The organism is Dactylosporangium sp. NPDC048998, assembly GCF_043197855.1.
GTDB lineage: Bacteria > Actinomycetota > Actinomycetes > Mycobacteriales > Micromonosporaceae > Dactylosporangium.
In genome coordinates, this window is the sequence record NZ_JBICTV010000022.1 from 61,536 (window position 1) to 88,501 (window position 26,966).

The 26,966-nt window shown below is 66.5% G+C and carries 21 protein-coding genes; 12 read left to right on the forward strand and 9 right to left on the reverse strand.

All coding sequences use genetic code 11. The features are described 5' to 3' along the window. Entirely contained in the window at positions 1-951 is a 951-nt protein-coding gene (locus ACGFI8_RS34330) for an NAD-dependent epimerase/dehydratase family protein (protein ID WP_392810997.1), read from the forward strand. Positions 952-960: 9 nt separating this feature from the next. Here the strand turns inward: ACGFI8_RS34330 and ACGFI8_RS34335 are convergent, their stop codons facing one another. From ACGFI8_RS34335 to ACGFI8_RS34345, 3 genes are all read right to left on the reverse strand, one after another. Then, the gene (locus ACGFI8_RS34335) at positions 961-1,596 is read right to left on the reverse strand and encodes a DUF4145 domain-containing protein (RefSeq protein ID WP_392810998.1); all 636 of its coding nucleotides are present in this window, start codon (positions 1,594-1,596) and stop codon (positions 961-963) included. 125 nt (positions 1,597-1,721) lie between these two features. Next, the gene (locus tag ACGFI8_RS34340; protein ID WP_392810999.1) at positions 1,722-2,735 is read right to left on the reverse strand and encodes a DUF262 domain-containing protein; all 1,014 of its coding nucleotides are present in this window, start codon (positions 2,733-2,735) and stop codon (positions 1,722-1,724) included. Positions 2,736-4,275: 1,540 nt separating this feature from the next. Continuing rightward, positions 4,276-6,474, reverse strand: coding sequence for an NACHT domain-containing protein (locus ACGFI8_RS34345; protein ID WP_392811000.1), 2,199 nt, complete (start codon positions 6,472-6,474; stop codon positions 4,276-4,278). A gap of 136 nt (positions 6,475-6,610) precedes the next feature. Between ACGFI8_RS34345 and ACGFI8_RS34350 the strand changes: the two genes are divergently transcribed. Both ACGFI8_RS34350 and ACGFI8_RS34355 read left to right on the forward strand, forming a co-directional pair. Continuing rightward, entirely contained in the window at positions 6,611-7,999 is a 1,389-nt protein-coding gene (locus ACGFI8_RS34350; protein ID WP_392811001.1) for a serine/threonine-protein kinase, read from the forward strand. After that, positions 7,996-8,808, forward strand: coding sequence for a hypothetical protein (locus tag ACGFI8_RS34355; protein ID WP_392811002.1), 813 nt, complete (start codon positions 7,996-7,998; stop codon positions 8,806-8,808). Before ACGFI8_RS34350 ends, ACGFI8_RS34355 begins: the two co-directional genes overlap by 4 nt. Positions 8,809-9,211: 403 nt before the next feature. On the opposite strand, the gene ACGFI8_RS34360 is transcribed toward ACGFI8_RS34355, so the two are convergent. The 3 genes from ACGFI8_RS34360 to ACGFI8_RS34370 all read right to left on the reverse strand — a co-directional run bounded on the left by ACGFI8_RS34360 (position 9,212) and on the right by ACGFI8_RS34370 (position 12,544). Continuing rightward, on the reverse strand, positions 9,212-10,363 hold the full coding sequence (locus tag ACGFI8_RS34360; protein ID WP_392811003.1) for an RCC1 domain-containing protein: 1,152 nt from the start codon (positions 10,361-10,363) through the stop codon (positions 9,212-9,214). Between the two features lie 124 nt (positions 10,364-10,487). Beyond that, positions 10,488-10,721 (reverse strand): hypothetical protein, encoded by a 234-nt coding sequence (locus ACGFI8_RS34365; RefSeq protein ID WP_392811004.1) that lies wholly within the window; start codon positions 10,719-10,721, stop codon positions 10,488-10,490. A gap of 320 nt (positions 10,722-11,041) precedes the next feature. Then, positions 11,042-12,544, reverse strand: a complete 1,503-nt coding sequence (locus tag ACGFI8_RS34370; RefSeq protein ID WP_392811005.1) for a DEAD/DEAH box helicase — start codon at positions 12,542-12,544, stop codon at positions 11,042-11,044. 521 nt (positions 12,545-13,065) lie between these two features. On the opposite strand from ACGFI8_RS34370, the gene ACGFI8_RS34375 reads away from it, so the two are divergent. From ACGFI8_RS34375 to ACGFI8_RS34405, 7 genes are all read left to right on the forward strand, one after another. Then, complete coding sequence (locus tag ACGFI8_RS34375) at positions 13,066-15,363, forward strand: WD40 repeat domain-containing protein (protein WP_392811006.1); 2,298 nt, start codon at positions 13,066-13,068, stop codon at positions 15,361-15,363. Between the two features lie 184 nt (positions 15,364-15,547). Continuing rightward, positions 15,548-16,162, forward strand: a complete 615-nt coding sequence (locus ACGFI8_RS34380) for a GNAT family N-acetyltransferase (protein WP_392811007.1) — start codon at positions 15,548-15,550, stop codon at positions 16,160-16,162. Positions 16,163-16,730: 568 nt separating this feature from the next. Continuing rightward, positions 16,731-17,063: a PadR family transcriptional regulator gene (locus ACGFI8_RS34385; RefSeq protein WP_392811009.1), complete on the forward strand. Its 333-nt coding sequence runs from the start codon at positions 16,731-16,733 to the stop codon at positions 17,061-17,063. Continuing rightward, entirely contained in the window at positions 17,060-17,743 is a 684-nt protein-coding gene (locus ACGFI8_RS34390; RefSeq protein WP_392811010.1) for a permease prefix domain 1-containing protein, read from the forward strand. Before ACGFI8_RS34385 ends, ACGFI8_RS34390 begins: the two co-directional genes overlap by 4 nt. A 225-nt stretch (positions 17,744-17,968) precedes the next feature. Then, complete coding sequence (locus ACGFI8_RS34395; RefSeq protein WP_392811011.1) at positions 17,969-18,235, forward strand: hypothetical protein; 267 nt, start codon at positions 17,969-17,971, stop codon at positions 18,233-18,235. After that, positions 18,232-18,624 (forward strand): type II toxin-antitoxin system VapC family toxin, encoded by a 393-nt coding sequence (locus ACGFI8_RS34400; RefSeq protein WP_392811012.1) that lies wholly within the window; start codon positions 18,232-18,234, stop codon positions 18,622-18,624. Before ACGFI8_RS34395 ends, ACGFI8_RS34400 begins: the two co-directional genes overlap by 4 nt. Before the next feature lie 155 nt (positions 18,625-18,779). Beyond that, positions 18,780-19,160: a VOC family protein gene (locus tag ACGFI8_RS34405; RefSeq protein ID WP_392811013.1), complete on the forward strand. Its 381-nt coding sequence runs from the start codon at positions 18,780-18,782 to the stop codon at positions 19,158-19,160. A gap of 591 nt (positions 19,161-19,751) precedes the next feature. Here the strand turns inward: ACGFI8_RS34405 and ACGFI8_RS34410 are convergent. After that, positions 19,752-20,675, reverse strand: a complete 924-nt coding sequence (locus ACGFI8_RS34410; protein ID WP_392811014.1) for a GNAT family N-acetyltransferase — start codon at positions 20,673-20,675, stop codon at positions 19,752-19,754. A 397-nt stretch (positions 20,676-21,072) separates the two neighbouring features. Between ACGFI8_RS34410 and ACGFI8_RS34415 the strand changes: the two genes are divergently transcribed. After that, entirely contained in the window at positions 21,073-23,499 is a 2,427-nt protein-coding gene (locus ACGFI8_RS34415; RefSeq protein ID WP_392811015.1) for a WD40 repeat domain-containing protein, read from the forward strand. A 770-nt stretch (positions 23,500-24,269) separates the two neighbouring features. Here the strand turns inward: ACGFI8_RS34415 and ACGFI8_RS34420 are convergent. Continuing rightward, positions 24,270-24,635 (reverse strand): MMPL family transporter, encoded by a 366-nt coding sequence (locus ACGFI8_RS34420; protein WP_392811016.1) that lies wholly within the window; start codon positions 24,633-24,635, stop codon positions 24,270-24,272. Here ACGFI8_RS34420 and ACGFI8_RS34425 point away from each other — a divergent pair. Then, positions 24,634-24,795 carry a hypothetical protein gene (locus ACGFI8_RS34425; protein ID WP_392811017.1) on the forward strand — a complete coding sequence of 54 codons (162 nt, stop codon included), beginning with the start codon at positions 24,634-24,636 and terminating at the stop codon, positions 24,793-24,795. The two genes, ACGFI8_RS34420 and ACGFI8_RS34425, sit on opposite strands and share 2 nt — an antisense overlap. Positions 24,796-24,871: 76 nt before the next feature. Here ACGFI8_RS34425 and ACGFI8_RS34430 read toward each other — a convergent pair whose 3' ends face one another. Further along, complete coding sequence (locus ACGFI8_RS34430; protein WP_392811018.1) at positions 24,872-26,485, reverse strand: M28 family peptidase; 1,614 nt, start codon at positions 26,483-26,485, stop codon at positions 24,872-24,874. Between the last annotated feature and the right edge of the window lie 481 nt (positions 26,486-26,966).

The following is a 26,966-nucleotide window of genomic DNA, read 5'->3' on the forward strand; positions in this document are numbered from 1 at the left end:
GTGCGGGTACTGGTCACCGGCGGACTCGGCTACCTCGGGCATGCCGTCACGCTCGAGCTCCAGGCCACAGGCCACGACGTCACCGTAATGACGCGCGGCCGGCCCGACGCCAAACCACCCGCCGGCGCCGACCTGGTGGAGGGCGACATCCGCAACCGCGACCGCGTCGCCGAGATCGTCCGCGCCGGCCACTTCGAGGGCGTGTGCCACCTCGCCGCCGTTACCCAGGGCCGCGAGTCGTTCGCTGATCCCCTGACCTACTGGGATGTCAACACCAGCGGAACCCTCAACCTCTTGCTGGCACTCGACGCCGTCAAGCACGAGCACCCACCGGCACGGTTCGTTTTCGCCTCATCCCACGTTGTCTACGGCGCTGAATACGAGGGCAGCCTCACGGAGGACCTACCCCCTCGGCCGAACAACCCGTATGGGGCTTCCAAGGCGGCCGCCGAGAGCTTAGTGAACGCCTACGCTGCAACCGGTGCAATTGGCGCGCAAATCCTGCGGGTCTTTAACCTCGCCGGCGCCGTTGCCGGCGTCGGCGACACCGACACGGCGCGCATCATTCCCAACATCTTCCGCGCCGTCACTGGCGAACTCGAACAAGTCACGTTGAATGGGACCGGATCGGCTGTGCGGGACTTTGTGCACGTCCGAGACGCAGCCGAAGTCTTTCGGCTTGCACTGTGTGCGGTCGAGACGCAAGCAAGCAACATAGTGAACGTCGCAAGCGGCAAAGGAACAAGCGTCGCCGAGATTATCGGCGCAGTTGAAGGCGTAACCGGCCGCACCGTACCTGTCGTGAGAAAGTCGCCGCAACCTGAAGCGCAGCAACTGGTGGCTGACATCAGCCGTGCCGCCTCGACATTGCGATGGGCGCCACAGCATTCGACGTTGACTGAGATCGTGACTGATGGCTGGGAAGCCTGGCGACGTGAGCGCGATATCTAGAGCGAGACGCTAATTCGCATCCGCCAAACTGGCATTTAAGTTCCGGCTTTTAAATTGTTCAAACTTCGCCGAAAACACGTAGACGTAGTCAAGCAACGCCTCGGCAAGTTCCAACGCATCACGTGCGTCGTCCGCATTGATGGCGCCGCCAGCAAAATGAGCCGCCTTGTTGCCCAGCACTCGCAACTCTTGCGCCCACTCCAGGAGTCGACCCTCGATCAACCCACGCGATTCCAACTCTTTGAGCGACGAGATCAAGCTTCCGGGCTTGGTTCCGAGGTTCTGCCCCACGCCTTCAAGCGTGCGCCTGACCATCACTGCGGCGGCGGTGTATGCCTTAGCCCGAAAGCAAATCCGAGCCTCGTTGTGAACATCACGAAGTTCTTTCGGTATGGCATCGCTCAGTTCGCGTTCCGGGGCAGGCCAAACGCGCTCAGGGGACGCACCCGGCGTGGACTTACTCATCAGAGTAGGCATCAGGCAGGACTCGCACTGCAGCAAAAGCAAGCTACTATCGGCCGCTACCCCATTAAATTCTTCCGGCACACCAACAGTCCCAGCAACTTCCATTAACACCGGATCATCGCAGTTGGGACAGACCAGAGTAACTTCCCGTGGCTTAACGCCCGACGGTTCAAACTTCATGCAAGGATGATACGCCTATCAATGATCCCAGGGAAAGCTCTCCTTGTCGATCAAACTCGACTCGATGTCGACGTTCGCCTGTAGAACACGCTCTGCCGGGGAACGTTCGCCGCCTTGTTGGGAACTCATGCGGTCGCAGTAGCTTCCCCCGACAGCACTTGCGCAATCACGCTGCCTCTGCGGAGCCGGCGAGCGCGTTCGTTCGAGCCAGAGATCACCGCCGCATGATACTGCTGGGCTTCACTCGAACTGTCCTCGCCCGCGTTGACAGCCTCCACTGCGGAGTAGAAGCCGCGCAACCGCGTTCCTGCTGCTTCAATCGCTTCACGATCGTCAACTGAAAGCGCCGACCTATCAATCTCGGTCAGCAAGGTCAGAAGATCCGCTTTCTGCCACGCCCTGCTGTCTTCACCGAGATTAAGGGCCTCAGCAAGCTGGATTGCCCGGTCTATCCGGCCACGCAAATCGTCAGCTTCCAGCAATTCGTCATTATGCCTGCGCAAGAAGTTTTCGTGCTCAGTGTCTCGATTAAAGTAACCGCTCATAAATGTGATAAGCAGAGTAAGGCACCAGCCAACGTCGCGCATCCGCCGAATGTCGACCACATTGAAGACTTTGTGGTCTTCAAAGAACGGCTCTTCAGACAACGAAGATGCCAGTTCCTTTAGCGGACCCGCGAAGCGCGCGTTGTTGACTTCGATCGCATTTAGACCGTAGTTGGTTGAGTTCATCCTATGAAATACCTCCCTGACCTCATCCTCGGTCAGGGTGCCTAGGTCTCGTACTACTACCTCATAGTTTAGATATGCGCGCTTTTCCTCGTCGGCGAGGTCGGAATAGGCTTTTAAATCACCCAACGTGAACTCGGGACTCGATGTGAAGTACTGAAATAGGGTCGTCACTCGCTGCTGCCCGTCGACAACTAGCCTCTGGCCTTCCCCCGTAGTGAGATCTACCTCTCCGTCGCATAGGAATATCTCAGGAAATGGCAGCCCCTCTAGCACGGTTCGAATGAAAGCCTGTTTGTGCTTCTGAGTCCACACCAACCGCCGCTGAAACTCCGGACGCGGTACAAGCCGATCATTGGCAAGATCCGCCATTATCTCGCGTACTTTCTTATTCGTGGCGGTTGTCTTCATAACCCCTCCCGGACTCGACATGCAGCCACTCCTGCCGCTTGATAATCTTCAAGAGACCGGATTGAGTGCCATAATGCAATCTTGACTGGATACGGTCCCGCCGCGCGCTGTGCCTGTAACGACCTCTGAATGTCGAATAGTCGGCGCTGGGATGGAACTGAAGGTGAAACCGGCAGGTCCTCGATTCGTATCCGACCCTTCAGGTGATAAGACCTGAACCCCCGCAGCCTGTCAGGCTCCCACAATCCCTTGTTGGAATGGAATACGCGAACCTCGTCCCACACTTCGTGGTACAGCACTTCCGACACGATGGCAAGGTCGACATCGCTTTCATCGCCAAAAGCCCTAAACATGGCGTGCGGCTTGAGGCTAAAGCCTAGCTGCGCGGACCCGACTGTGTACACATCGCGATTGGGATGGACACCAAGTGCGGAAGCAGCCACTCGACGGACTCGCGCATGCGTTGCCCGATCGAGCATGGCACACGAGCCGTGCGTGACGAACTCCCGCACAATGTCAAGATCAGACACCGTTTGGTCTCGAAGGGCCGACCTAAAATCGGCAAGACGAACCGCTATCGCGTCATCAGCGACGGTGTCCATGCGCAGGACCTTACCGTGGCCCCTGTCGACTTCCTACAAGCCGGGGTGTCGCGTCCTCGGCGACAGGCCCAACCTGCGAGGCAATCCCAGGATTCTCGCCCAACACCCATCGCCACGCCGGTGGCTCAGCCCGTCCAGCGGCGCTGCATCGTCTCCCGGCACCGTGCTCCCCCGCCGCCGGCGAGACGACCGGTCGACCCCTCGTCTGATGCCTTTGCGGCAAATCCGCGGCCAAAACCTACGGCGAGTCGGGAAACTCTTGGGATATCCGCAGGTGAAGGGCCATGCACATGCAGAAGAGCCTGCCCCTTCCGGAGGCGGTGCTCATTGCGCTCCATCCCCTGACTGACGTCTGCTGCCAAGTCGTCGGCCCTCGACGGGAGGCCTCAGTCGAGTGCCCAAGTGAGTGTCAGCGATGTCGGACAAAGACGGACACCCGCGAACCGCGACGCCCGGCGATGGCTGGTGAGGCAAGGACTTTGCGCAGGCCAGGACACATCCAAGACGCCTTGACACGGAAGAGGTCACTGGTTCAAACCCAGTATCGCCCACCACGAAGTACCAGGTCAGAGGCCAGATCCGGAAGTCGCGGATCTGGCCTCAAGATCATTTGACGGTCATTTGACCGTGGACCCAGCCCCAGACGGTGGCACAGATCACCACGTCGTTCGGTAAATGTTGCCTCGTTCGCGCAGGGGGGTGCCGATGCCCTGGACTCGACGACGGGCTGGCAACGCGAGGACGCATGACGCGCCGGACGGATAAATTCGGCCACGCAGTCTCGCCCTGTTCGGTCAACTCGCCGCGGCTCGAACGCCGGATCCAACCTTGAGAACGGGAAACATGGCGTTCGTCTTGCCGTCTCACGAGGGAGGCGGGCTTCGATGATCCTTACTTTGTTTCGCTTCCTGAACGGGCATGTGCGTGGCGGGCCGGCATCAAGCCCGCTCTTGGCCGCTTCTGGCGGAGTCGTAGACGTCTGAGACCACGCTGTGTATGGCCTTAATCGTCTCGACAGCTCGGTCGATCGGTATGACCGTATCGAGACGACCGTGCACGGCCTTGCTCCGTAGCTCAAAAGCGTCACTCAACGTCTCAGCGGACTCTGGCAGCAGGAGGCTCCGCCGGGTCGCCTCTCGGATGAGGTCCTGAGGCAACGTGTCTGTTGGTACGTCGAGGCACCGACACAGCGCCGCTTCCAGTGTCGTCCAAGTCCAGGAGACGGCCACCGGCACCATCTCGGGACGTTCAAACGCGTGAGTGGTTAGGTCCCGAGCGGTCCGCAGGCGTTCCGCGATGTCGTCCGGTACAGCCGAGGAAACCTGCCATCGCTGTACATACTGTTGCAGCGATGGTTGGTCGCCGAACGCGGGTTGCTGCATGGCGAGCTTCGCGAGGTTCGCCTTGTGGGCGAGTCGAAGGGCGATCGGGGGCCGAAGATCGACGACATCCAGCATCTCCAGCGCGAAGCGACGAACCACGTCACGTTGAGCTGCGGGCAGGTTTTGGGTTTCCGTGATTAGGCCATCGATCACCTGTTCCGCGCCGTCGTCCCTGAGTTGGCGGGCGATCTGCACGGCGTACTTCCCGACATTGTTCCACTCTGGCCTGCCTAGGCGTGGCGCAAGCTCCTGCGCCACCTGCGGAGCATTGTAAACGGTACGAGCTAGATGATTGGCGGCGCAGAACTCCATGAACGTCCGGTGGAAGAACCCGTACGCCCCGTCGCCGTCGGCAGTAAGCCCAAGATTGGCGATGACCGCGGCGCGTTGTTGGAGGAAGTCCAGTTCCAGCCTGGCGGCGTGCTCAGCGTTGTCTCTATCGATCGCCTTCTCGCTCAGGAACGCGGCTACTACCTTGAGGAGGGTCGTGCGGGAAATCGTCCGGTCCTCTCCGGCGTGGCTCAGCATCCAGAACGCTAGATAACCGAGGGTGGACATGTCCACCTCAGTTGGATGCCGGGCGACCTTGACGCCCCGGCTTGCGTCCCAGTCGAGCTGGCTCTGCCAGTACGCCTGGTAGAGCTCCGGTCTCGTTCGGGGAAGGTGGCCAAGGCGCCGGTACAACTCGCACAGCAGAGACAGCTGCAGAGGGTTTGATCGAAGCTCGGTGACAGAGGCGCTCTCCTCCATGAATCGCACAGCCGTCTGTTCGGCATCATCGGGTGGCACGTCGAGAGCCTGGAGAAACCACCTGTGTGCGTACAGCCGTACCTCGGCGTCGTCGAGTTCGGCGAGGCCGAGCGTGGTGAACCGCGCTGGATCAACTGGCTGCTGCTCGTATCCCACTCTGCGAGAGGTGACGAGGATACTAGCGCGCGGGTAGTCGTCGGCGAGCAACTCGATGACCGACGAGACCAGGGCGCGATGGCTCGACAGCACGACCTCGTCAAGTCCGTCGAACAAGATCAACGCGTTGCCGGCGGCCAGTTGACGTTCGACGAATCCTTCCGGAGGCTGGACCTGGTACAGGGTTTCGAGGCGATGCTCGATGAACCCGACCACCGAACGCGCCAGCGGAATCTCGGCCGCGAAGTCGCGTATGGGAACGAGAAACGGCGTCGGGAGATCATCATCGATGGCGTGGCGATAGAGGAGCATCGCGCAGAACGCGCTCTTGCCGCCCCCCGGGCCGGCCAGGAGAACGGCCCGGCTGATCGGGGCGTCCAGCCGCCAGGTGTGCGTGGTCCCGCGCCGACCCGAATCGTCAGATCGGTCGATCACGAAGATCCGCTGAGGCACGTAAAGGTCGACGATGTCTGCTCGACCGTGATGTAGCCACGGCAATGAGAAGAATCGATGCCGTTGCGCGGCCCGTCGGCGATACCTGATGAGGAATGCGAGATCGTCCCGCTCGGGTGCGGTCGGGGTTGGCGATGCTGCAGTGGTAGCCGACCACAGGATGCGGAATCTGTCCTCGTCTCCGGCGAGTTGCTGCACGAGACTCGCAACAATCGGCCACGACGGCGTCCGGCGCCCGGCGAGCGCTTCCGAGACCGTGGTGTGGCTGACCGTGCCGATTTGCTTGGCGAGGGCGCGGGCGCTCGGCGCGCCAGCCTGAGCGTGTAGTTGTCGCAGGGCAGACGCCAGGGTTCGACCGGGGCCGGCCTCGGCCTCCTTGCCGCCGCTGATCGTCATGGGTCCCCTTGTTGCGCTGGGTAATGCCCGCTTGCTACGCTGATTGGCACATTGATCTTACAATAGCATCTGCCGCAGCTCAAGGTGGGTCAGCTCGCGGATCTCATGGTCACGTCAACGGTCACGGAGAGGCCAAGTGTCGAGTCACGGTAGCTTCACGGCGAGCGACGGGCAGGACTATCGGATCTCGTCGGCCGACCTTGGAAGCGGCGGGTTCGGTGCGGTGTTCGCAGGCAAGCGTGCAGATGGCGTGGAGGTGGCGATCAAACGCGTTGTGGGCGCCGCAACTCGCGGCCGCGCGGGCGAGCGTGAGCTGGACATTGCCCTGAAAATCGGCCAGGAACCGGTTGCGTATCTGCTTGCGCCGTACACCTGGGCATATCAGGGGGATGACCTTCTGCTGGTGATGCCGCGGGCGCGTCGGAACCTCAGAGAGCACCTGGCCCTGCACCCGGGCGGTCTGAGCGACGACGAGCAGCTTGCCGTGCTCCACGACGCAACCCGCGGTCTGGTCGAGCTCTCCGCGCTCGGTGTGGTCCATCGTGACTTCAAGCCCGCCAACCTCTTGCTGTACGAGGATCACTGGTGCACCGCCGATTTCGGCATCAGCCGTGACCTGGACGTACGGACGGCGACTGTGACGTTCCAGCACGCGGGCACCTTGCCGTACATTTCGCCGGAACGCTGGCGGGGTCAGCCCGCGACCCACAAGAGCGACTTGTACGCGCTCGGCTGCGTCGCCTACGAGGTGTGTACTGGCCGGCAACTTTTCGTCGGAACCCAGGACGAGATTCAGAATCAGCACCTGCACGCCGAGATTCCGGCATTGCCGGTCGCTCCTGCGCTGGCGCGATGGGTTCTGCGTCTGCTCGACAAGGATCCGGCCCGGCGCCCCCAGAACGCCCGCGCCGCGTTGGCCGCGCTGCCGCGCCACATGCGTGCCGGGGGTGGATTGGCTACCGCCGCGCTGGCCTTCCAGCAGCGACGCCACGCACAGACGGTCGCCGATGCAAACCTGACCACCCTCGCGGTCGAGCGGGCCAATGCTCGGCGCCAGGGCCTCGCAGACCTGGCCGACCTGTGCGCGAGTGCCGCCGAGGAGGCCCAAGCTGAGGTACCAGATCTGCGATGGGAGGACGACGGTCACGCACATCGCTTCGAGGTCGACGCGGTGCGGCTGGCGCTCACGTTGTGGCTGCGCGAACCACCCCTCTCCGCCAGCGAGCCGCTGATCATCGCGGGCGAGGTGCTCGCCTTTGTACGTGGACACCGCCGACGCCTAGGCAACATCGTTTGCGAGCGCGACGGCGAGCAACAGGTCTGGTACCTCGATTCGTTTGTGGCGCACGCCCTGACCGGGCGGCAAGAGGATCCGCAAGGGTTCGCCGAGGACGTCTTCTTCGCCGAGCGCCCGCATTTCGAGGCGGGCGGCATCCACACCTGGGTGCGCCAGCGCAGGCCGCTGACGGCGGATGCCATCGTTGAGCTGCTGGCCGCGGCGATTCGGGAGGCAGCACGGGGATGAACAGCACCTGGCGCACTCCAAACAACGGCGACTGGTCGGCGCTGATCTGGATCCGGGACCTCAGCAGCCCGCACCTTGCATCAAGCGCCCGCCTTGGAACCGGGAATCTTCCCCCGGAGATACGTATCGCGCTGCGCTTGGCGTGCAGCCCGCTGCCGGCAACGACGCCGGTCACGTCCGACGTTTCACGGGCGCTGCTGCGCACACTCAGTCAATCACCGATTCGCGATCTCGTCTCCGAGGTGACCCACGTCGAGGGCCTGACATGGCGCCGGTACCAGGGGCACGGCCGGACTTCGTTCGCCGCTGTGCTGAGCAACGGGGATGACGAGCAGGCACCCACAGCCTGGGCAAGGTTCAACCCGCCGCCGCTCGCGAGTGTCCAGATGCTCGGCGATCCCGCGTGCGCCGACTTCGTCCTCGCGATCGAGCCGCGAACTCGTCACGGCGACATACGCCCACCAGCCGACCTACATTTCTGGTTTCGTTGGCTGGTACGAGCGCTGTCAGTTCCCGCTGCGGTGCGCAACCTGGTGACTGAAGAACTCGGCTTGTCGAGTGCACCGGACCCACCTGACCGGGTGGGGGTTTTCTTCCGCACCCCCCGCGCGCTCACTGAGTTGGTGGATATCGGGGATCTCTCACGTGTCCCGGGCAGCCACATCTCCCAGCATTTCATGGCTGGTGCCATCGCCGACAGCGGCGGACAGGATACGGCGGCGACCGCGCGAGGATGGATCATGCAGCTGTGCGACCGGGACCTGCCCCTCGACGGCTACGAACACATTCTGCTGACGCTGGGGTCGTGACCAACTAGCCAGTCCTCGTCGAAGTGAAGTTCAACGGTTGCCGGATGTCCTAAATTAGAAGACCGCTGCCCGGTCGGGCAGGCGAGCAGGTACCGCGCGGGCACGGCCGGGCTGCGCCGGGTCTTGCCCTTCGTGCCAGCCTTGAGCCCTCGGCCGGGACAGCTCAGGTGCTCGAACATCGCAGGTCCGGACGGAACGGGTGGGTGTTGGTGTACGTGAACCGCGACAGCGGACCAAGGTAGTCGCAGCCGGTGCAGCGCAGCCACTGTGGGAATACCCGTGCCGCGATACCGAGGTCGGAGCCTTCCTGGGACTGCGCACGGGGGCCACGTCCGCTGGGGTGGTGTACGGCGTGGCAGGTCCGCCGTGCCGGCAGACCTGCCGCGCTGTGACCCTACTGCGGTTATTGCGCTTCGGTCGGCAGCCAGCGGTCATTCGTGTCGCCGACGCCGAGCTGGCCGAGATAGTTGTAGCCCCAGCACTGCAGGCTGCCGTTGGACTTGATGCCGCAGGCGTGTCGCCTTCCGGTGGTGACAGCCGACCAGGTGCCTTCATTGAGCCATCGGCGTGGTGCGTTGCGGTTGATGCTGTCCCCGATGCCGAGTTGCCCAAAGATGTTGTAGCCCCAGCAGAACCGGGTGCCGTCGCTGTAGAGCCCACAGGTGAACTCCTGGTAGGGGTAGGAGCCACCGTCGCTGCCGACGTCCACTCTGGCCCAGTTGCTGGTGGAGCCGACTCTGGTCGGGACGCTGGTGTAGGTCTCGCTGGAGGTGTCGTTGCCCATCTCGCCGGACATGTTGCTGCCCCAGCAGTACATTTGGTGCAGGCTGGTGACGCCGCAGCTGTGGCCGCCGCCGGCGGCGATGTTCAGCCAGGTGTCGCTGCTGGCGACCGGGGCCGGCGACCACCTGTCGCCGGGGGTACCCGTGCCGAGCTGGCTGTGGTTGTTCGCACCCCAGCAGTACGCCTTGCCGGCCGTGTTGATCGCGCAGGTGGCGTACATGCCCGCCGACACCGACTTCCAGCCCGCGCCGACCAGGTGGGGAGTGCTCCACTGGGTTTGCGTGCCTAGCCCGAGCAAGCCGCCGCGTCCGTCGCCCCAGCAGTAGAGCTGGTTGAAGGTGTCGATGGCGCAGGTGTGGGTGGCACCCGCGGAGATGGAGACGAATGTGCCGAGGATGTAGACGGCGCGGGGTGTCGGAGAGGTGACCTGGTCGTGAGTGCCGAGCTGGCCGAAGACGTTGGAACCAAAGCAGTAGGCGTAGCCGACCGTGGTCAGTGCGCACACGTGGCCGCTGCCGACGCTCACCGACGCCCAGGCGAGGCCTGGAGTGGTGATCTTCGTCGGGACAATGCCGAGAGGGGTCATGCCGTAGTCGAAGCCCCAGCACCACAGGGTGTTGTCGGTTTTGATGCCGCACGAGGTGTCATAGCCGGTGTCGACGGTGCGCCAGGTGGGCGCGGCGCTGGCCGGGGCGGGGAACGCGACGGCGCCGACGGCGGCGGCGAGCGTTGCCACGGCTAAGCCGATTCGCAGCCGAAGCTTACGAGTCATGGGGTTCCTTCGGATCGGATGCATTGAGACAGGGCCATCCCTATATATAACCCACGTACACGTTCCGAGCGTTGGACGGGTCCCAGCTGCCCAACCCGACCCACCACGGCCGCCGTCTTCTCCTTCACGACCCGCCCAAGATCAGGCCCGTCGTACACCACATCCCTGGACGCTGCCGCGCACGGGCCTTCGGCTGCCACGGGAACGGCCGCAGGTGCTGGACTCGCGGACCGAGGTGCAGTTGGACCAGCTTGAGCAGTCGAGGCTCTTCGATCGTCGGCACCGTGGGCCGGCGCTTCCAGATCGGCTCCCAGTCGTCCAGCCCTGCTGGCATGATCGAGAACTGCGGCAGGTCCATGATGGAGCCGACGCCGTACGTGTAGAGCAGCGACGATGGTCGCGCGGAGCCGACCTTGGCCGGTCGATCAGGGCATGGAGCGCAGACTCCTCGTCACGTACTCCGCCGTAGTTCGCCGCCGCCACACCCACGACGAACGGTCCGCAGAGCAGACGCCGCGCCACGCCGCTCAGGAACGTGGCGCGGCGCAGGCGCTCCCGTCCGGGGCTTGCCGCGGCGGTGCCGATGGGAGCCCTACGGCGTCACACAGGGCGAGCGCGACACCCCTCCGGATGCCTCGACCGCAACCGACCAGGGCCATTCAGGGCACAGGCCATAAGTCAGGTTTCGGCGGGGGCACCCTCGAAAAGGCGTTGACGTTCAGCGGCTACAACCTCTCGGGCGAGTTCAGCCTCAGACAGGTCCACAGCATCGGGAGCGGAGTTGGCAGTGTCGCTGACCCGGGCGAAGTCGTCGAACAGCCGCTTCTTGCCGGCCAGCAACTCGACGATCCGTTGATCGACACCGTCTTCGGACAGCAACCGGTGGACCTGCACCGACTGTACCTGCCCCATCCGGTGTGCGCGGGCGATGGCCTGGGCCTCGGTGGTGGCCTTGAGCTGGGGCTCACAGATAATGACGACGGATGCAGATTGGATGTTGAGTCCGACCCCGCCGGCCACGATCTGGGCGACCAGGACGGCCCCGTGCTTGGCGGAGGAGAACTCGTCCACCATCTGCTGGCGGTGGCTCGCCGGCACCGACCCCGTCAGCGGCCCGAACACCGGCCCCGGCAGCGACCGGGCAACCAGGTCCAGCACCTGCCTGAGGTGGGAAAACACGATGACCCGCCGCTCGTTCTCCTCTGCCTCGCGAACGATTTCGATCAGCCGTTGCACCTTGGTGGACTTGGGTCCTTGGAGCATGGCCGCCTGACGCATCGCCATGAAGTTTCCCAGCTCGACGGCGGCGCGGTAGCGGGAAACGTCCGCCGCGGACATGGGCAGCCATTCCTCGACCTCGACGAGTTCCGGGAGTTCCGTCAGCACGTCCTCCTGGTTGCGGCGGAGGTACGCAGGCGCGATCTGCCGCCGGAACGTTCTCGGTGAGAGGTCCGTGGCATCGACGGTGAGGTCGGGGCGCACGTAGGACGCCAGGTTGCGGAACTCCTCGACCCGGTTCTCCAGCGGCGTACCGGTGAGGAGGATGGCGCGGTCGGCACGCGTGATGAGGTTGTTGGTCCTGATCGTTCGCTGTGCCTCCGGATTCTTGATGTAGTGGGCCTCGTCGACCACGACGCACGCCAGATCGCGAACCTTCTTCAGCGCCGGCTCCCACCACGCCAGGGTCTCGTACGTCGTGATGGCGACGCCGCCGTCGCGCACCCATGTCCGGGCTGCGCGTTCGCGCTCCGGTCCGTGGACTCGGTGCGCTCGTAGCTTCGACTTGCCGGTCACCTCGCGGACCCAGTTGGTCACGACTGCGGCCGGGCATACCACCAGGAAGTGGGTCTCGCCCCGGCTGCGCAGGTGGGCGAGGACGGCGAGGGCCTCGACGGTCTTGCCGAGGCCCATCTCGTCCCCGATGATGACCTTGCGCTGCACGAGGGCGAAGCGGGCCGCGAAGCTCTGGTAGCCGCGCAGCGACGCGGTCAGGTGTTCACCGCTGAGCGCCTGGTTCCGTACCGCCTCGATGATCTCCTCGGGGAGATCCCCATGCACCGCGTTCTCGTCCTCGGTGAGGAAGCCGAGTTCGGAGAGCATGGCGAAGTAGTCGGCGGGTCGGGTGAGGAAGTCGTCCCACGGGTCGGCTCGGACACTGCCCTGGCCGGATGCGGTGGACATGCCGAGTAGTTCGGCTCGCCGTTTGACGATCTGGATGCTCTCGCGGAGTCCGTCGGCTGCGGCGGTTCCGGCCGGGATCACAAGAGCGTGGCTCGTCCAGGCTCCAATGGCGGTCCGCAACGGCGCGAGCTCGGCTGCGCGCTCGAGGTCGGCTGACGCGAGGCGACGGCCGGACGGACGGTGCAGTCCGGAGGAACCCGCCGCAGCCGGAGGCGCAGCACCTCGTCGCCGACGTCACGCTTGCCGCACGCGATCTCCGTTGGATACCGCGCCACTCAACCCTGAACGAGATCGTCACCGACGCATAGAGTGTATGGGCGTAATTGTCCCTGCTGTCCCTGGTGTCCCTCAACCGTCATTGAACTGCGCTTTTGCCGGGGACACCTTGATCACGTCTGTCCCTGAACCCCCGACGATCAACGAGCGGCTGGAATAGATGGGATCGGCCAACCCCTTCTGTTCCAGCCTGCTTGCAGGCGTCTGGTATGTGTTCGGGCAGTCGTGGTGGCATGGGAGTTGTGATGGTGGATGGCGCGGCTTCGTTGTTTGAGCGTGAGCTGTTGTCGGCGGCGTTGTTGGGGTGGTCGGCGGTGCCGGCTGGTGGGGTGCGGCGGTTGGTGGGGTTGGCTGCGGCGGAAGGCCGGTTGGGTGAGCTGGTAGTGGCTCCGGGGTTGTTGTCCGATGTGGATCCCGCGGTGTTGCTGCTGGCGTTGTCTAGTGCTGGTGAGCAGGGTCGGGTGTGGGCGGCGGTGCTGTCGGCTGCGGGGCTGCCGGCTGCGGGGGTGTCGGCTGCGGGGCAGGGTGATCGGTTGCGGATTGCGATGTCGGGGTTCGGGGCGGTTGATGTTGGGGCGTGGGTGGCCGGTTGGGGCGGTGGGTCGGTGGTGGAGCCGGTATGGAGCACCGTGCCGTGGGCGTTGGGTGCGCCTCTGACCGGCCACACCGGCGGGGTCCGTTCGGTGGCGGCGGTGCCGCTGCCGGACGGATCGATGCTGCTGGCCTCCGGCAGCCAGGACCGCACGGTGCGGTTGTGGGATTCCGGTACCGGTGAGCCGGTGGGTGCACCGCTGACCAGCCACCACAACTGGGTCACGGCGGTGGCGGCGGTGTCGTTGCCGGATGGGCGGATGCTGCTGGCCTCCGGCAGCGACGACGGCACGGTGCGGTTGTGGGATCCCAGTACCGGTGAGCCGGTGGGTGCGCCGTTGGACACCGGCCGGGTCAAGGCGGCGGTGTCGTTGCCGGGCGGGTCGATGCTGTTGGCCTCCGGCAGCGACGACGGCACGGTGCGGTTGTGGGATCCCGGCACGGGTGAGTCGGTGGGTGCGCCGCTGACTGGCCACACCCACAGGGTCGTTTCGGTGGCGGCGGTGTCGCTGCCGGATGGGCGGACGCTGTTGGCCTCCGGCAGCGACGACGGCACGGTGCGGTTGTGGGATCAAAGTACCGGTGAGCCGGTGGGCGCGCCGCTGACCGGCCACACCGACTCGGTCCGTTCGGTGGCGGCGGTGCCGCTGCCGGATGGGCGGACGTTGCTGGCCTCCGGCAGCCAGGACCGCACGGTGCGGTTGTGGGATCCCAGCACGGGTGAGTCGGTGGGCGCGCCGCTGACCGGTCACACCAACGGGGTCGCAGCGGTGGCGGTGGTGCCGTTGCCGGGCGGATCGATGCTGTTGGCCTCCGGCAGCGGCGACGGCACGGTGCGGTTGTGGGATCCTGGCAATGGTGAGTCGGTGGGTGTGCCGCTGACTGGCCACACCGACTGGGTCGTTTCGGTGGCGGCGGTGCCGTTGCCGGGCGGGTCGATGCTGTTGGCCTCCGGCAGCGGCGACGGCACGGTGCGGTTGTGGGACCCCACCATCGATGACCAGGTGGGTGCGCCGCTGATCGGCCACACCGGCGGGGTCCGTTCGGTGGTTGCGGTGTCGCTGCCGGATGGGCGGACGCTGTTGGCCTCCGGCAACCGGGACGGCACGGTGCGGTTGTGGGATCCCGGCACCGGTGAGCCGGTGGGTGTGCCGCTGACTGGCCACACCGGCGGGGTCCGTTCGGTGGCGGCGGTGCCGTTGCCGGGCGGGTCGATGCTGTTGGCCTCCGGCAGCGGCGACGGCACGGTGCGGTTGTGGGATCCCGGCACGGGTGAGCCGGTGGGCGCGCCGCTGACCGGCCACACCGACTCGGTCCGTTCGGTGGCGGCGGTGCCGTTGCCGGACGGGTCAATGCTGTTGGCCTCTGGCAGCCGGGACGGCACGGTGCGGTTGTGGGATCCCGGTACCGGTGCGCCGGTGGGTGCGCCGCTGACTGGCCACACTCACGGGGTCGCGGCGGTGGCGGCGGTGTCGCTGCCGGACGGATCGATGCTGCTGGTCTCCGGCAGCCAGGACCACACAGTGCGGTTGTGGGATTCCGGTACCGGTGAGCCGGTGGGTGCGCCGCTGACTGGCCACACCGACTGGGTCGTTTCGGTGGCGGCGGTGTCGCTGCCGGGCGGGCGCACGCTGTTGGCCTCCGGCAGTTTGGACTGCACGGTGCAACTGTGGGATCCCAGTACTGGTGAGTCGGTGGGTGCGCCGCTGGCCGGCCACACTGACGGGGTCGTTTCGGTGGCGGCGGTGTCGCTGCCGGGCGGGCGGACGCTGTTGGCCTCCGGCAGTTATGACGAAACGGTGCGGTTGTGGGACCCCACGACGAGTGAGCAGGTGGGCCACACCGAGACGCCAGGGGAGGTGTATGCGCTATCTCTGCTGCCAGACGGCCACCTCGCCGTAGGCTACGGCAGCCAGGTCGCCGTCATGCGCCTATCCGCTGACCTTCCGTAAACACACCTGACAAGAGATTCCGTACCGTCCATATGGCCTGTTGCAGCCGAACATCCGGTTCACGACCTCGGCGCCGCTTAGCAAACACCGGCCGTAGCTGGTGCCGGTATACCGCCCTTCTGCCGCAAGCTACTCGCCGAGATCTTCGGCGTGAGTGGCCAGGCAATCTCCCAGCCCGCACACAATGACGGCGTTCTTCGCCGGGCTCGCGGAAATCCGGTTACAGCGGCGTCCAGTCGGGTGCCAGGATGTCGCGATGACGCACACCATCAGAGCGGTCCGGGCTGAGGACTGGCCGTTGGCCAAGGAGATCCGGCTCGCTGCGCTGCGGGATCCGGTCGCGCCGATCGCCTTTCTCGAGACGTACGAGCAGGCCGCCGCAATGCCGGACGAGTTCTGGCAAGGGCGCGCAGCGGGTGCGGCCGAGGGGAAGACCGTGCGGCAGTTCGTCGGGGAGGACGCGGACGGGCGGTGGCTGGGTACCGTGACCGTGCTGGTCGAGCTGCCCGGCGTGCAGGACTTCTTCGGCGGCACGCCGGAGGTTGCGCAGACGCATGTCGTGGCGGTGTTCCTGCGGCCCGAGGCGCGTGGCAGCGGGCTTGCCGAGGCGCTCTTACGGGCCGCGCTGGAGTGGTCGTGGGCGGTGCCCGAGCCACACATCGAGCGCGTGCGGCTCTACGTGCACGAGGACAACGCGCGGGCCGAGGCAATGTATGAGAAAGTCGGATTCAAGCGGACCGGCGCCGTTGTGTCGTCCGTGGCTGGCCGTGAGTTCGAGCTCACCGTCCAACGCTTATAACTGCTAACCCGGCCGATGGTAACGACGACAGCAACGGCCGCGCACGGCTACGATCGCCGTCAGCACAACTGGGACCCGGGATGCTGCGCCCGGCGCGGTCGCGGCCTCGGCGACACGGACACCGCACGGATCATCCCCAACGTCTTCCGCGCCATCACTGGCCAACTGGAGTACGTGACGCTCAACGGCACCGGATCGGCGGTGCGCGACTTCGTCCCCGTCCGGGGATGCTGCCTCGGCGGTCCTGAGCGAGCTCAACGCGGCGCGTGCCGGGGAGAGCCGGACGTACAACATCGCCAGCGGGCACGGGGTCAGCGTCGCGGAGATCATCGAAGCGGCTGAGCCGACGACCGGACGGACGGTGCCGGTCCGGAGGAACCCTCCGCAGCCGGAAGCTCAACACCTCGTCGCCGACGTCACGTTTGCCACACGCGATCTCGACTGGACCCCGCGCCACTCGACACTGAACGAGATCATCACCGACGAGTGGAACGCATGGGCGTAGCTGTCCCTGGTGTCCCTCAACGACCGTTGACACCCGGGGAGGTCCATACCTAGGTTCCTAGGTATGGACCTCCGAGGCCATCTCGACCTCCTGCTCCTGGCCACCCTGCGGCGCGTGGAGCCCGTCCACGCGTACGCGCTGATCGCCGCGCTGCGGCAGCGGTCCGACGGCGCGTTCGACCTGCCGGAGGGCACTGTGTACCCGGCGCTGCACCGGCTGGAGCGGGACGGGCTCGTGCACAGCGAATGGAGTGCGGATCAGCCGCGGCGTCGGCGGATCTACCGGCTCACTGACGCCGGCGCCGCGGCGATCACGGTCAAGCAGCAGGAGTGGACGATCTTCGAGCGAGGCGTGCGGGCCATCCTCGGCCCGGGCGCCACGGAGGGGTGGGCGTGAGCGACATCGACCACTATCTGGATGAGCTGTTCGACCGGCTCTCCGGCCAGGGCGCCGCCGGCCGGCGCATGCTGGAGGAGGCCGAACAGCACCTGCGGATGGCCGCGGCCGACAAGGTCGCCGATGGCATGCCGGCGGAAGAGGCCGAGCGGGAGGCGATCGCCCGGTTCGGCGAGTCCGGCCACGTCGCCGGGCTGCTGGACCGGGTGTACCAGGGCCCGCGCCGCGTGACCGCCGCCTCGGCCGCTGCCGCGGTCGCCGGACGGGCGCTGCTCATGCTCGCCGGGGTGTACCTGGTGTCGGCGCTCGCCCTGATCGAATGGGGCACGAGCGATGCGATCATGCGCCAGACGGCCGCGGTGGGCGCGCTGCTGCTGGCAACGGGCGGGATCGTCCTGCTCGTCCGGTGGCTCGCCGCGCGGGCCGGCTGGCTGTCACCGGCGAGCCCGCCGTACGCGCTGTTCGGTGCGGCGGTGTTCGCGCTGGCCGGGCTCGTGGTGCTGGTCGACCTACCGCTCGTGGCCGGCCTGGCCTTCGGCGAGCGCGGACTCCACCGGCAGGCCGCGGCCCTGCTCACCGGCCTGGCCGCAGTCAACTTGCTGGCGATCGGCGCCGCGCGTTCCGTGGTTTCGCTCCGGGCCCGCCGGCTGCCGAGCGACGCGGCGGTCGAGGCGGGCTGAGCCGTACCGCACCAGCATGATCGGCCATGGTCGAGCAGCTGGTCCCGCGCCTGCGGCAGGACGGCAGCTGCACGGTCGCGCCCGACAGTAGTTCGTCGCGACTGCCTCGCTGAGCGGCGCCGGGCACAGCCCGTGGCCGGCAGACCGTCCCGGGTATGACCCACGAGGCTGCGCACCCGTGCGCCTGGTCTCACGGCGTTCGCCATACTGGCGTATGGTAGTTGTATGGCTACGAAGAAGGTTACCGTCACTCTGCCCGAGGAACTCGTGGACGCACTCGGGACTGCGGCCCGCGAGGATGGCGTCGCATTGTCGCGGCTCGTGGCCAATGCGGCGGAATGGGAGCTGCGGCGACGGGCGGGCCGGCGGCTGGTCAGCGAATGGCAGGACAAGCACGGGGCGTTCACGGCAGGAGAGCTTGCCGCGGCCAGAGCGGAGATGGCTGCGGCTGATGCCGAGTCGTTCAGCGGGTACGGGTCGGCGGCCGCGTGAGCATTCCGTACGTCTACGACGCCGGTGCGCTGATCGCGATCGACGACAACGACCGGCGGATGTGGGCGATCCACCACTTGGCGATCGAAGAGGGCCGGCGCCTGCTCGTCCCCGCGGTCGTGGTGGGGCAGGCGTGGCGCGATTCCCGCCGCCAGGTCCAGCTCGGCAGGTTCCTGCACAGCTGTGAGATTGTGCCGGTCGGGCTCGAGCTGGCGAAAGCGGCTGGCATCCTGTGTGGCAGGGCCGGTACCGGTGACGTCGTCGACGCCGTTGTGGTCACGATCGCTCAGGCGCACGGTGCGATCGTCTTCACCAGCGATCCGGAGGATATCGCGCACCTGTCGGCCGCATCGGACATCAAGCCAGGGCTCGTCATCCGCAGGCTCTGACGGTGGTGATCTCCATCGGGTCAAGCCCAGCCACCGAGTGCTGATCATCCGCTGACCCGAGGGTACGAGTTCCTGGCGCCCCGAAAATCAGTCGACTGGATGGTCTCACCAATGCGGTCTGACCCGGACGGCAGCGAACGGATAGCCTTACTTCCATGCACCGCAGTCGACTAGTCGGAATCCTCATCGACACGCCTGCCACGCAGGTCGGCGCGGAAGTGGACTTCTGGTCCGCAGCGCTGGGTGGCTCGACCTATCCCGCGCCGGGCGAGGAGCAATTCACCCTCCTGACCGACGCCGTCCCCGGTCTGTTCACCGTCGTCCAGGCGGTCGACGACGCACCGCGTTACCACCTCGACATCGAGACCGATGACTTGGAGGCAGAGGTTGCCCGCCTGACGGCGCTGGGCGCGGAGCAGGTGAGCCGCTGGAAGGACGCCTTCCATATGCGCTCACCAGGTGGCCACCTGCTCTGTGTGGTACCCGTGCACAGCGATCCCGAGACGTTTGGCGGCTCAGCTCGAACCTGGCCGTGACGCTACGCGCTCCTTCCGGGCGGTGCCACATCGGCTGCACAGCCCGAAGGAGTGGGCTACGGATGAACCGACCGACGCCAGGCGGCTCGTACGACTTCGTCGCCGCGTCGGCACCGACGGTTACCCGGCAACGCAATGACCCTGGCCAACGACACAGCACCGTGATCGGTGTAGCAACGGACCCGCGCGGCTGCAGCCGGTCCTGGTCGACCGAGCACGGTCACCGGGCCGCTAATGCCGCGCGCCGCCGGAACTGTCCCTGCTGTCCCTCGTGTCCCCGGATTGCCGCTGAGCTGCACATTCTTAAGGTCAATTCAGGGACACCTTTTATTACGTGTGTCCCTGAACACCCAGGAACGGCGCCAAGGGGATGCGCCGGAACAAAGGGGGGTGGCACGAACCTGTGCAGCACTCCCTCTGTTCCAGCCGATCTCACACCTGTGGCTGCTCCAGCCTTTCTCGCGGGCCCAATGAGGGCCGCTGGCGATGTACTCCGGGCCGGCGAACGCGTACGTCGTGGGCCACGTCCGTCTCCCGATGGCGCTCGTGGACCGATCTCCGCACGCCGTCATCGACCTCCACGCAGTTCATTTACAGCGTGCGGCCGAAGGTGCGGCGGTTGACGAAGTTCTTGTACCCCGCCCGCTCGAACGCCTTGAAGATGCCGATGTTCGAGGCATCGCAGTCGCCCCGGATGTCGGTCGCGCCATCTGCGGCGAGGACGTGCGTGCCCCGGGCGACGACCGCAGTCGCGTAGCCGCGGCCACGGTGACCGGGGAGAACCCCAACGAAGCCGATGATCGGAAACGCGGCGTTGCGAGCCGGAAGGCTCACCGCGACCGCGTTGCCCTCCCCGTCGTAGCCGATCTCGTACCACTCGGGCTGGTGTTCATATCGGGCAGAGTCGGTCCACAGCTGCTCGGCGGCACCACGCGGGCCGTGGTCGGCCACAAGCGCCAAAAGCAGCGCGTCCTTGGTCTCAGCCAACAGATCTTCCAGCATATCGATGAACGGCTTGTTGCCGAGTTCGGCCAAGCTGCGCCAGGTCAGACGGGGATCTTGCGGCGGCAGCGGTGTCTGTGCGGTCCAGCGGAAGCGGCAGCCGTCGCGGGTGGGGGCAAACCCAGCCTCCGCCAACACTTTTTCGCGAAAATCGGGACGGCGCTGGAACTGCGGTGCCTGGGCAGGCAGATCGAGAACGTGCCCTTGCGCGGTGGCACCCAGCCGGTGGGCAAGGGTTCCAGCCTCGGCGAGCAGGCCAGCCGCGACGGTTTCGTCCGCAGCCTCGAAGAGCACGATGTCCATCGGTATGTCGTGGCCGGGGAAAGTCCAGAGAACGACGCTGCCAGTAACACGGCCACCGCGCTCGGCGACAAGGCACCACTGCGGCCGAGTGCAGCCGGACTCTAGCAGTCCGGCCAGGTAACCGGCCGTGGCCGCGTTGCGTTCGGTGTCTCCTTCATAGGTGACCAGATGGGGAAGCTCATCCGAGTGGGCAACGCGAACCTGAATCATCGGTACAGGATAAGCGCCTGAAGATCCATCCGCTGTTGTCCACGCAATCACCGATAGACGTAGCCTGCTCATAGGCTGCGCCTATTCGCCGTTTCGGTGGTGGATTCCTTCCGCTCGCTTCGCTCGCTCGAGGCGCGGGGTTCCCACCCCGCGCCCCCCATGCCTCGCTTCGCGTCGGCACTGGCTTCGCTGCGCTCGCCCGGACTCGGCCTCGCTTCGCATCGGCCGCGGGGTCAGCGTCGCGGAGATCATCGAGGCCGCCGAGGCGACGAGCGGACGGTGCCGGTCCGTCGGAACCTCAGCACCTCGTCGCCGACGTCACGCTCACCGTACGCGATCTCGGCTGGATACCGCGCCACTCGACACTGAACGAGATCATCACCGACGCTTGGAGCGCGTGGCCGACCTGAATGCCCGACGATCAAGAAGCGGCTGGAACAGAGAGGGATGGGCCGGCCCCCTCTGTTCCAGCCTTCTTGCAGGCTCTGGTGTGCGTTCGGGTGGTCGTGGTGGCATGGGGGTTGTGATGGTGGATGGCGCGGCTTCGGCGTTTGAGCGTGAATTGCTGTTGGCGGCGTTGGTGGGGTGGTCGGCGATGCCAGCCGATGGGGTGCGGCGGTTGGTGGGGTTGGCTGCGGCGGCAGGCCGGTTGGAGGAGCTGGTCGCGACTCCGGGGTTGCTGTCCGATGTGAATCCCGCGGTGCTGCTGTTGGCGTTGCGCAGCGCTGGTGAGCAGGGTCGGGTGTGGGCGGCGGTGCTGTCAGCTGCGGGGCTGCCGGCTGCGAGAGTGTCGGTTCAGGGGCAGGCTGACCGGTTGCGGGTGGCGATGTCAGGGTTCGCAGCGGTTGACGCTGGGGCGCGGGTGGCCGGTTGGGGCGGCAGATCAGTAGTAGAGCCGGTATGGAGCACCGTGCCGCCGGCATTGGGTGCGCCGCTGACCGGCCACACCGACTGGGTCCATTCGGTGGCGGCGGTGCCGCTGCCGGACGGGCGGATGCTGCTGGCCTCGGGCAGCAGCGACGGCACGGTCCGGTTGTGGGACCCCACCACCGGCGAGCCGGTGGGTGCGCCGCTGACCGGCCACACAGGCCGGGTTTGGGCGGTGGCAGCGGTACAACTGCCGGACGGGCGGACGCTGCTGGCCTCGGGCAGCAGCGACGGCACGGTCCGGTTGTGGGACCCCACCACCGGCGAGCCGGTAGGCAAGCCGCTGACCGGCCACACTCGCTGGATCGCGGCGGTCGCAGTGGTGCCGCAGCCGGACGGGCGGACGCTGCTGGCCTCCGGCAGCAGCGATGGCACGGTCCGGTTGTGGGACCCCACCACCGGCGAGCCGGTAGGCAAGCCGCTGACCGGCCACACCAGCTGGGTCGCGGCGGTGCCGCAGCCGGACGGACGGACGCTGCTGGCCTCCGGCAGCAGCGATGGCACGGTCCGGTTGTGGGACCCCGCCACCGGCGAGCCGGTAGGTACGCCGCTGACCGGCACAGGCCACGTTTGGGCCGTTGCGGCGGTGCCACTGCCGGACCGACGGACGCTGCTGGCCTCCGGCAGTAACGATGGCACGGTCCGGTTGTGGGACCCCGCCACCGGCGAGCCGGTAGGCAAGCCGCTGACCGGCCATACCAACGCGATCGGGGCGTTGGCGGCGGTGCCGCTGTCGGACGGGCGGACGCTGCTGGCCTCCGGCAGCCAGGACAAAACGGTCCGGTTGTGGGACCCCGCCACCGGCGAGCCGGTAGGCAAGCCGCTGACCGGCCACACCGGCTCGATCGCGGCGGTGACGGGGGCGCCGCTGTCGGACGGGTCGACGCTGCTGGCCTCCGGCAGCCAGGACAAAACAGTCCGGTTGTGGGACCCCACCACCGGTGAACCGGTAGGCGCGCGGCTGACCGGCCACACCAACTCGGTTCGGGCGGTGGGGGCGGTGCCGCTGGCGGACGGGCGGACGCTGCTGGCCTCCGGCAGCCTCGACCGCACGGTGCGGCTGTGGGACTCCACCACCGGCCAGCCGGTAGGTAAGCCGCTGACCGGGCACACCGACTGGGTCGCGGCGGTGACGGCGGTGCCGCTGTCGGACGGGCGGACGCTGCTGGCCTCCGGCAGCCAGGACAAAACGGTCCGGTTGTGGGACCCCATCACCGGCGAGCCGGTAGGTAAGCCGCTGACGGGCCGAACCGGCTCGATCACGGCGTTGGCGGCGGTGCCGCTGCCGGATGGGCGGACACTGCTGGCTTCCGGCAGCCGGGACCGCAGGGTCCGGTTGTGGGACCCCATCACTGGCGACCCGGTGGGTAAGCGGCTGACCGGCCACACTGACGAGGTCCAGGCGCTGGGGGCGGTGCCGCTGTCGGACGGGCGGACGCTGCTGGCCTCCGGGAGCAACGACGGCACGGTCCGGTTGTGGGACCCCATCACCGGCGAGCAGGTAGGTCCACCGCTGACCGGCCACACAGACCGGGTTTGGGCGGTGGCGGCGGTGCCACTGCCTGACGGGTCGACGCTGCTGGCCTCCGGCAGCCAGGACGAAATGGTCCGGTTGTGGGATCCCACCACCGGTGTGCCGGTAGGCGCGCCGCTGACCGGCCACACCAGCCGGGTCAAGGCGTTGGCGGCGGTGCCGCTGCCGGACGGGTCGACGCTGCTGGCCTCCGGCAGCAGCGACGGCACGGTGCGGTTGTGGGACCCTGCGACGCGTGAGCAGGTGGGCCACACTGAGACGTCAAGACAGGTGTATGCGCTATCTCAGTTGCCAGACGGCCACCTCGCCGTAGGCTACGGCAACCACGTCGCCGTCATGCGCCTATCCGCTGACCTTTCCTAAAGACACCCGACAAGAAGCGCCGTACCGTTCACGTGATGGCCTGTTACAGCCTTCCCCGAGGGGGGCTGACAGGGGGTCACCGAAGCGAACAGCGGACCTAGAACGCTTACCCAGCAACAGGTTTCGGCACGTCCTGCCCGGACGTTATGGCGTTGACACGGAAGAGGTCACTGGTTCAAACCCGGTATCGCCCACCAGCTCGGGGCCAGTTGGCGTTATGCCGCTGAGGGTGCTCCCCGTTCCGATCACCAACACTGGCTGTTTGGTGGGTGCAGCAAACCGACGTGAATGACGTCCGAACGGCGTTCAACGGCTCGCTGCGGCACCCGGTTGACCTGCCGGAGCGTCGTTTCGGCAGGTCAACCGGCCTGCCCGGCAAAGTTGTCACTCAACAGCGCCCAACGGCGCTCAAGAGCGTTGAAGCGCAGGTCAAAGGCGTGATCGAAGGTGACAACCTTCCACACCGGCGCCCTGCACACTTCTCAATTGCAGAAGTCCGGCCGACTCTGCGCGATCGAGCCGGGGAGAGCGACAACTTCCTACGCCGGCGCGGCCGACCGAGCGCTTTGTACGCTTTATCCGGCACTGCATCGCGACAGCTTCCGAGATGCGGAAGTCCCGCTCCCAGGGGTGACCACTTTCCGATTATGGAAGCTTCCGCGATCGTCTATTGATGGTCACGCGCACTCTTCTACCGATGAGGGCGCGTCGGGCGCCTGGCCCACCAGGTCAGCGCCTGTGCATGGCGGACGTCGACGACGATCCAGTTCTCACCGACCAGGAATCGATCCGCTCACTGGCCGTGGTCTTCCAGCAGCGCCGCGCCCTTGGCCCACTCGATCCGATACCGCGATCGCCGGGGCGGCGCCGCGCAGGGCCCGGGCCATCGCCCGGTGCCGGTCCGCGTTCAGTCGCAATTCCTCGCGGTACCGCGCGAGCAGGAGCAATGCGTAGTCGGTCCCGATGCCGAAGAGGACCACGGTGACCACGACGGCGTTGCCGGGGTCGACGGTCACATGGGCGTACCGGCCGAGCAGGTAGGTGACCGCGTCCGTCAGCACCGTCGCCACGCCGACGTTGAGCAGCGGGAGCAGCCACAGTACCGGGCTGCCGTACATGATGAGCAACAGCGCCATGACCACGAGCCCGGTGACGAGCATCGCGGCGCGGCCGAGGCGGTCCCGGGAGTCGGCGGCCGGCCGGGCCGGTGAGGTGCACGGCGAGCCCGGCGGGCAGGCCGGCGCGGGCGATGTCCCGCACCCGGGCGGCGGTGTCGCTGCGGCTGCCGCGGACTGAGCGCTTGTCCAGACCCACACCAACCGGGCGCCGTCCCCGCCCGGGGACGGCGCCCGTCGGAGGGCTGGTCAGCAGATCAGCTGTTGACCAGGCCCTTGGGTGATGCGACCGTCGGTCGGGCCCCATCCTTCTTGATGTGACCACCGCCGTTCTTGGTGGAGTCGAACACCTGGGTGTCAAAGGCCATGTGTGCGACCATGTTGGCGAAGGTCTTCGACACCCAGGTCAGCACCTCGGGGTCGTTGTTGCTGAGGTTGTCGCACCAGCGGAAGGGGTTGTCCACGCAGCCTCCGTCGTTCCCCGGCACAGTGCCCTCGAAGTTGCCCTCGGAGCCGCCGAAGAGGTCGACATCCGACGCGAGCTTGCAGCAATCCTGGCCGGTGAGGACACCGCTCGCCGGGATCCCGGCCTGCTGGAACATGAAGGCATCCGTGCCGTCGGCCGAGAAGAGGATGTGGTTCTTCCCGATCGAGTTGAGGTAGTCGATCCCGAAGTCGCGCCCGATCGCTGAGGGAGCCCAGATGCTCGGCGGCATCGGGGTGCCGGGGTCGCGACCGAACAAGGTGACCCCGTCCTTCGGGTCGAGGACGCCCGCGACGTAGTTTGGCGTGGCCGTGACGTCGGCGTCCAGATCGTACTTGATCTTGGCGAGCGCGTCGGCCGGGAGGGTGTTGACGTAGTAGTCCGAGCCGAGCAGGCCGAGCTCCTCACCGCCGAACCAGATGAAGCGCAGCTTGTTGCGGGTGTTGGTGTTCTTCAGCTGCTGGGCGATGTCAAGGATCGTGGCCGAGCCCGATGCGTTGTCGAGCATCCCGGCTCCGTAGATGGCGTCCAGGTGGGCGTCGATGACGAGGATGTTGTTCGGGTCGCCGCCCTTGGAGTCGGCGATGACATTCCAGTCGGATCGGTTCGGGTCGTCGATGATCCTGACGTCGATGGTCAGAACCGGGCCCGAGCCCGGGACGTACTGGCCCAGAAGCTGGGTGCCTACGGCGTAGGACGTGAAGACGACGGGGATGTGCTCATTACCTGAGAGGCTCCCATTGAAGACACCGGTCCGTCCTGGGTTGCCCTCGTTGAAGATGACGGCCACCGAAGCACCGGCGGCCTCGGCGTTCGCCACCTTCTCGGCGAAGGTGCACCCGCCCCGCTGTATCAAGGCGATGTTGCCCGGCACGAACCCGACGAAGTCGGAGGCTGAGCAGCCGCTGGCCGAGCTGGGTGTGGGCGTCGCGGGCACGACAATGCCACCCACGGGTTGGAGCTTCGCGCTCGTCGAACCGGCGACTGTTGCAGGGTTGAAGTCCGTGCCGAGCCCAAACGAATGCGGCGTCGGCGACTCCTCTCGCAACACCGGTTCCCCGACGAAGCTGCGGTAGTGGAACTTGTACTCCTGCAACGTCACGTCGTAGCCCGCTGCCCTCATGACATTGGCCACGTAGTCGACCGAAGCCTTGTAGCCGGGCTCCCCCGAATTGCGGGACGGGTGGCCGTCGGCGCCCGGATTGGCGTCCGCGATCTGCTGAAACTTGACCATGTGGGCCCAGAGGTCATTCCTGTTGACGCAGTCGACGAGCTTCCGCGGGGTGTTATTGACCCGTTGGGCACACGCCGTAGGGTTGGCGTCGGCGGTCGGAGCTGTGGGATTAGCGCTCGAAACGACCGGTGACAGGGCCACGGCCGCCGCCACTGCAGCCGCAGTGGCCATCGCGAGCCTCCATCCTGGACGTCGTCCGTGTCCTGGGCTCATCGTGATGCTCCCTTCCTAACGGCGGAACCCGCCGGCGTCGTCGTCGACGAGTCTTCCGATGTTACTGCCGTAAATACTCCCGAACACGAATCGATTGAGCCTCGGATTGACGCCGGCGGGTGCGTTTGCGGTTGACGACCAGGCCCTCCCGCGCCGCGATCGCGTGGCATTTGCGCCATTCCCACCGCGAATACCGCGCGGAGATCTGCCGCAACCGTGCCCACAGCACCGTGTCGGCATCACAGGCCTGGGGCGGGCCGGCGCTGCGCGGAGCGGTGCTGCCCCACCACCCGGCACGCCCGGCGTTGGGAGACGCCGAAGCGCTGCTGCAGGAGTACACGTCGGAGGCGAAAGCGCACTGCGCGGCGCCGGGCTGGAGGACGTGCTGTCCAACGCGGTGTCGTATCCGCGGCGGTTGCGG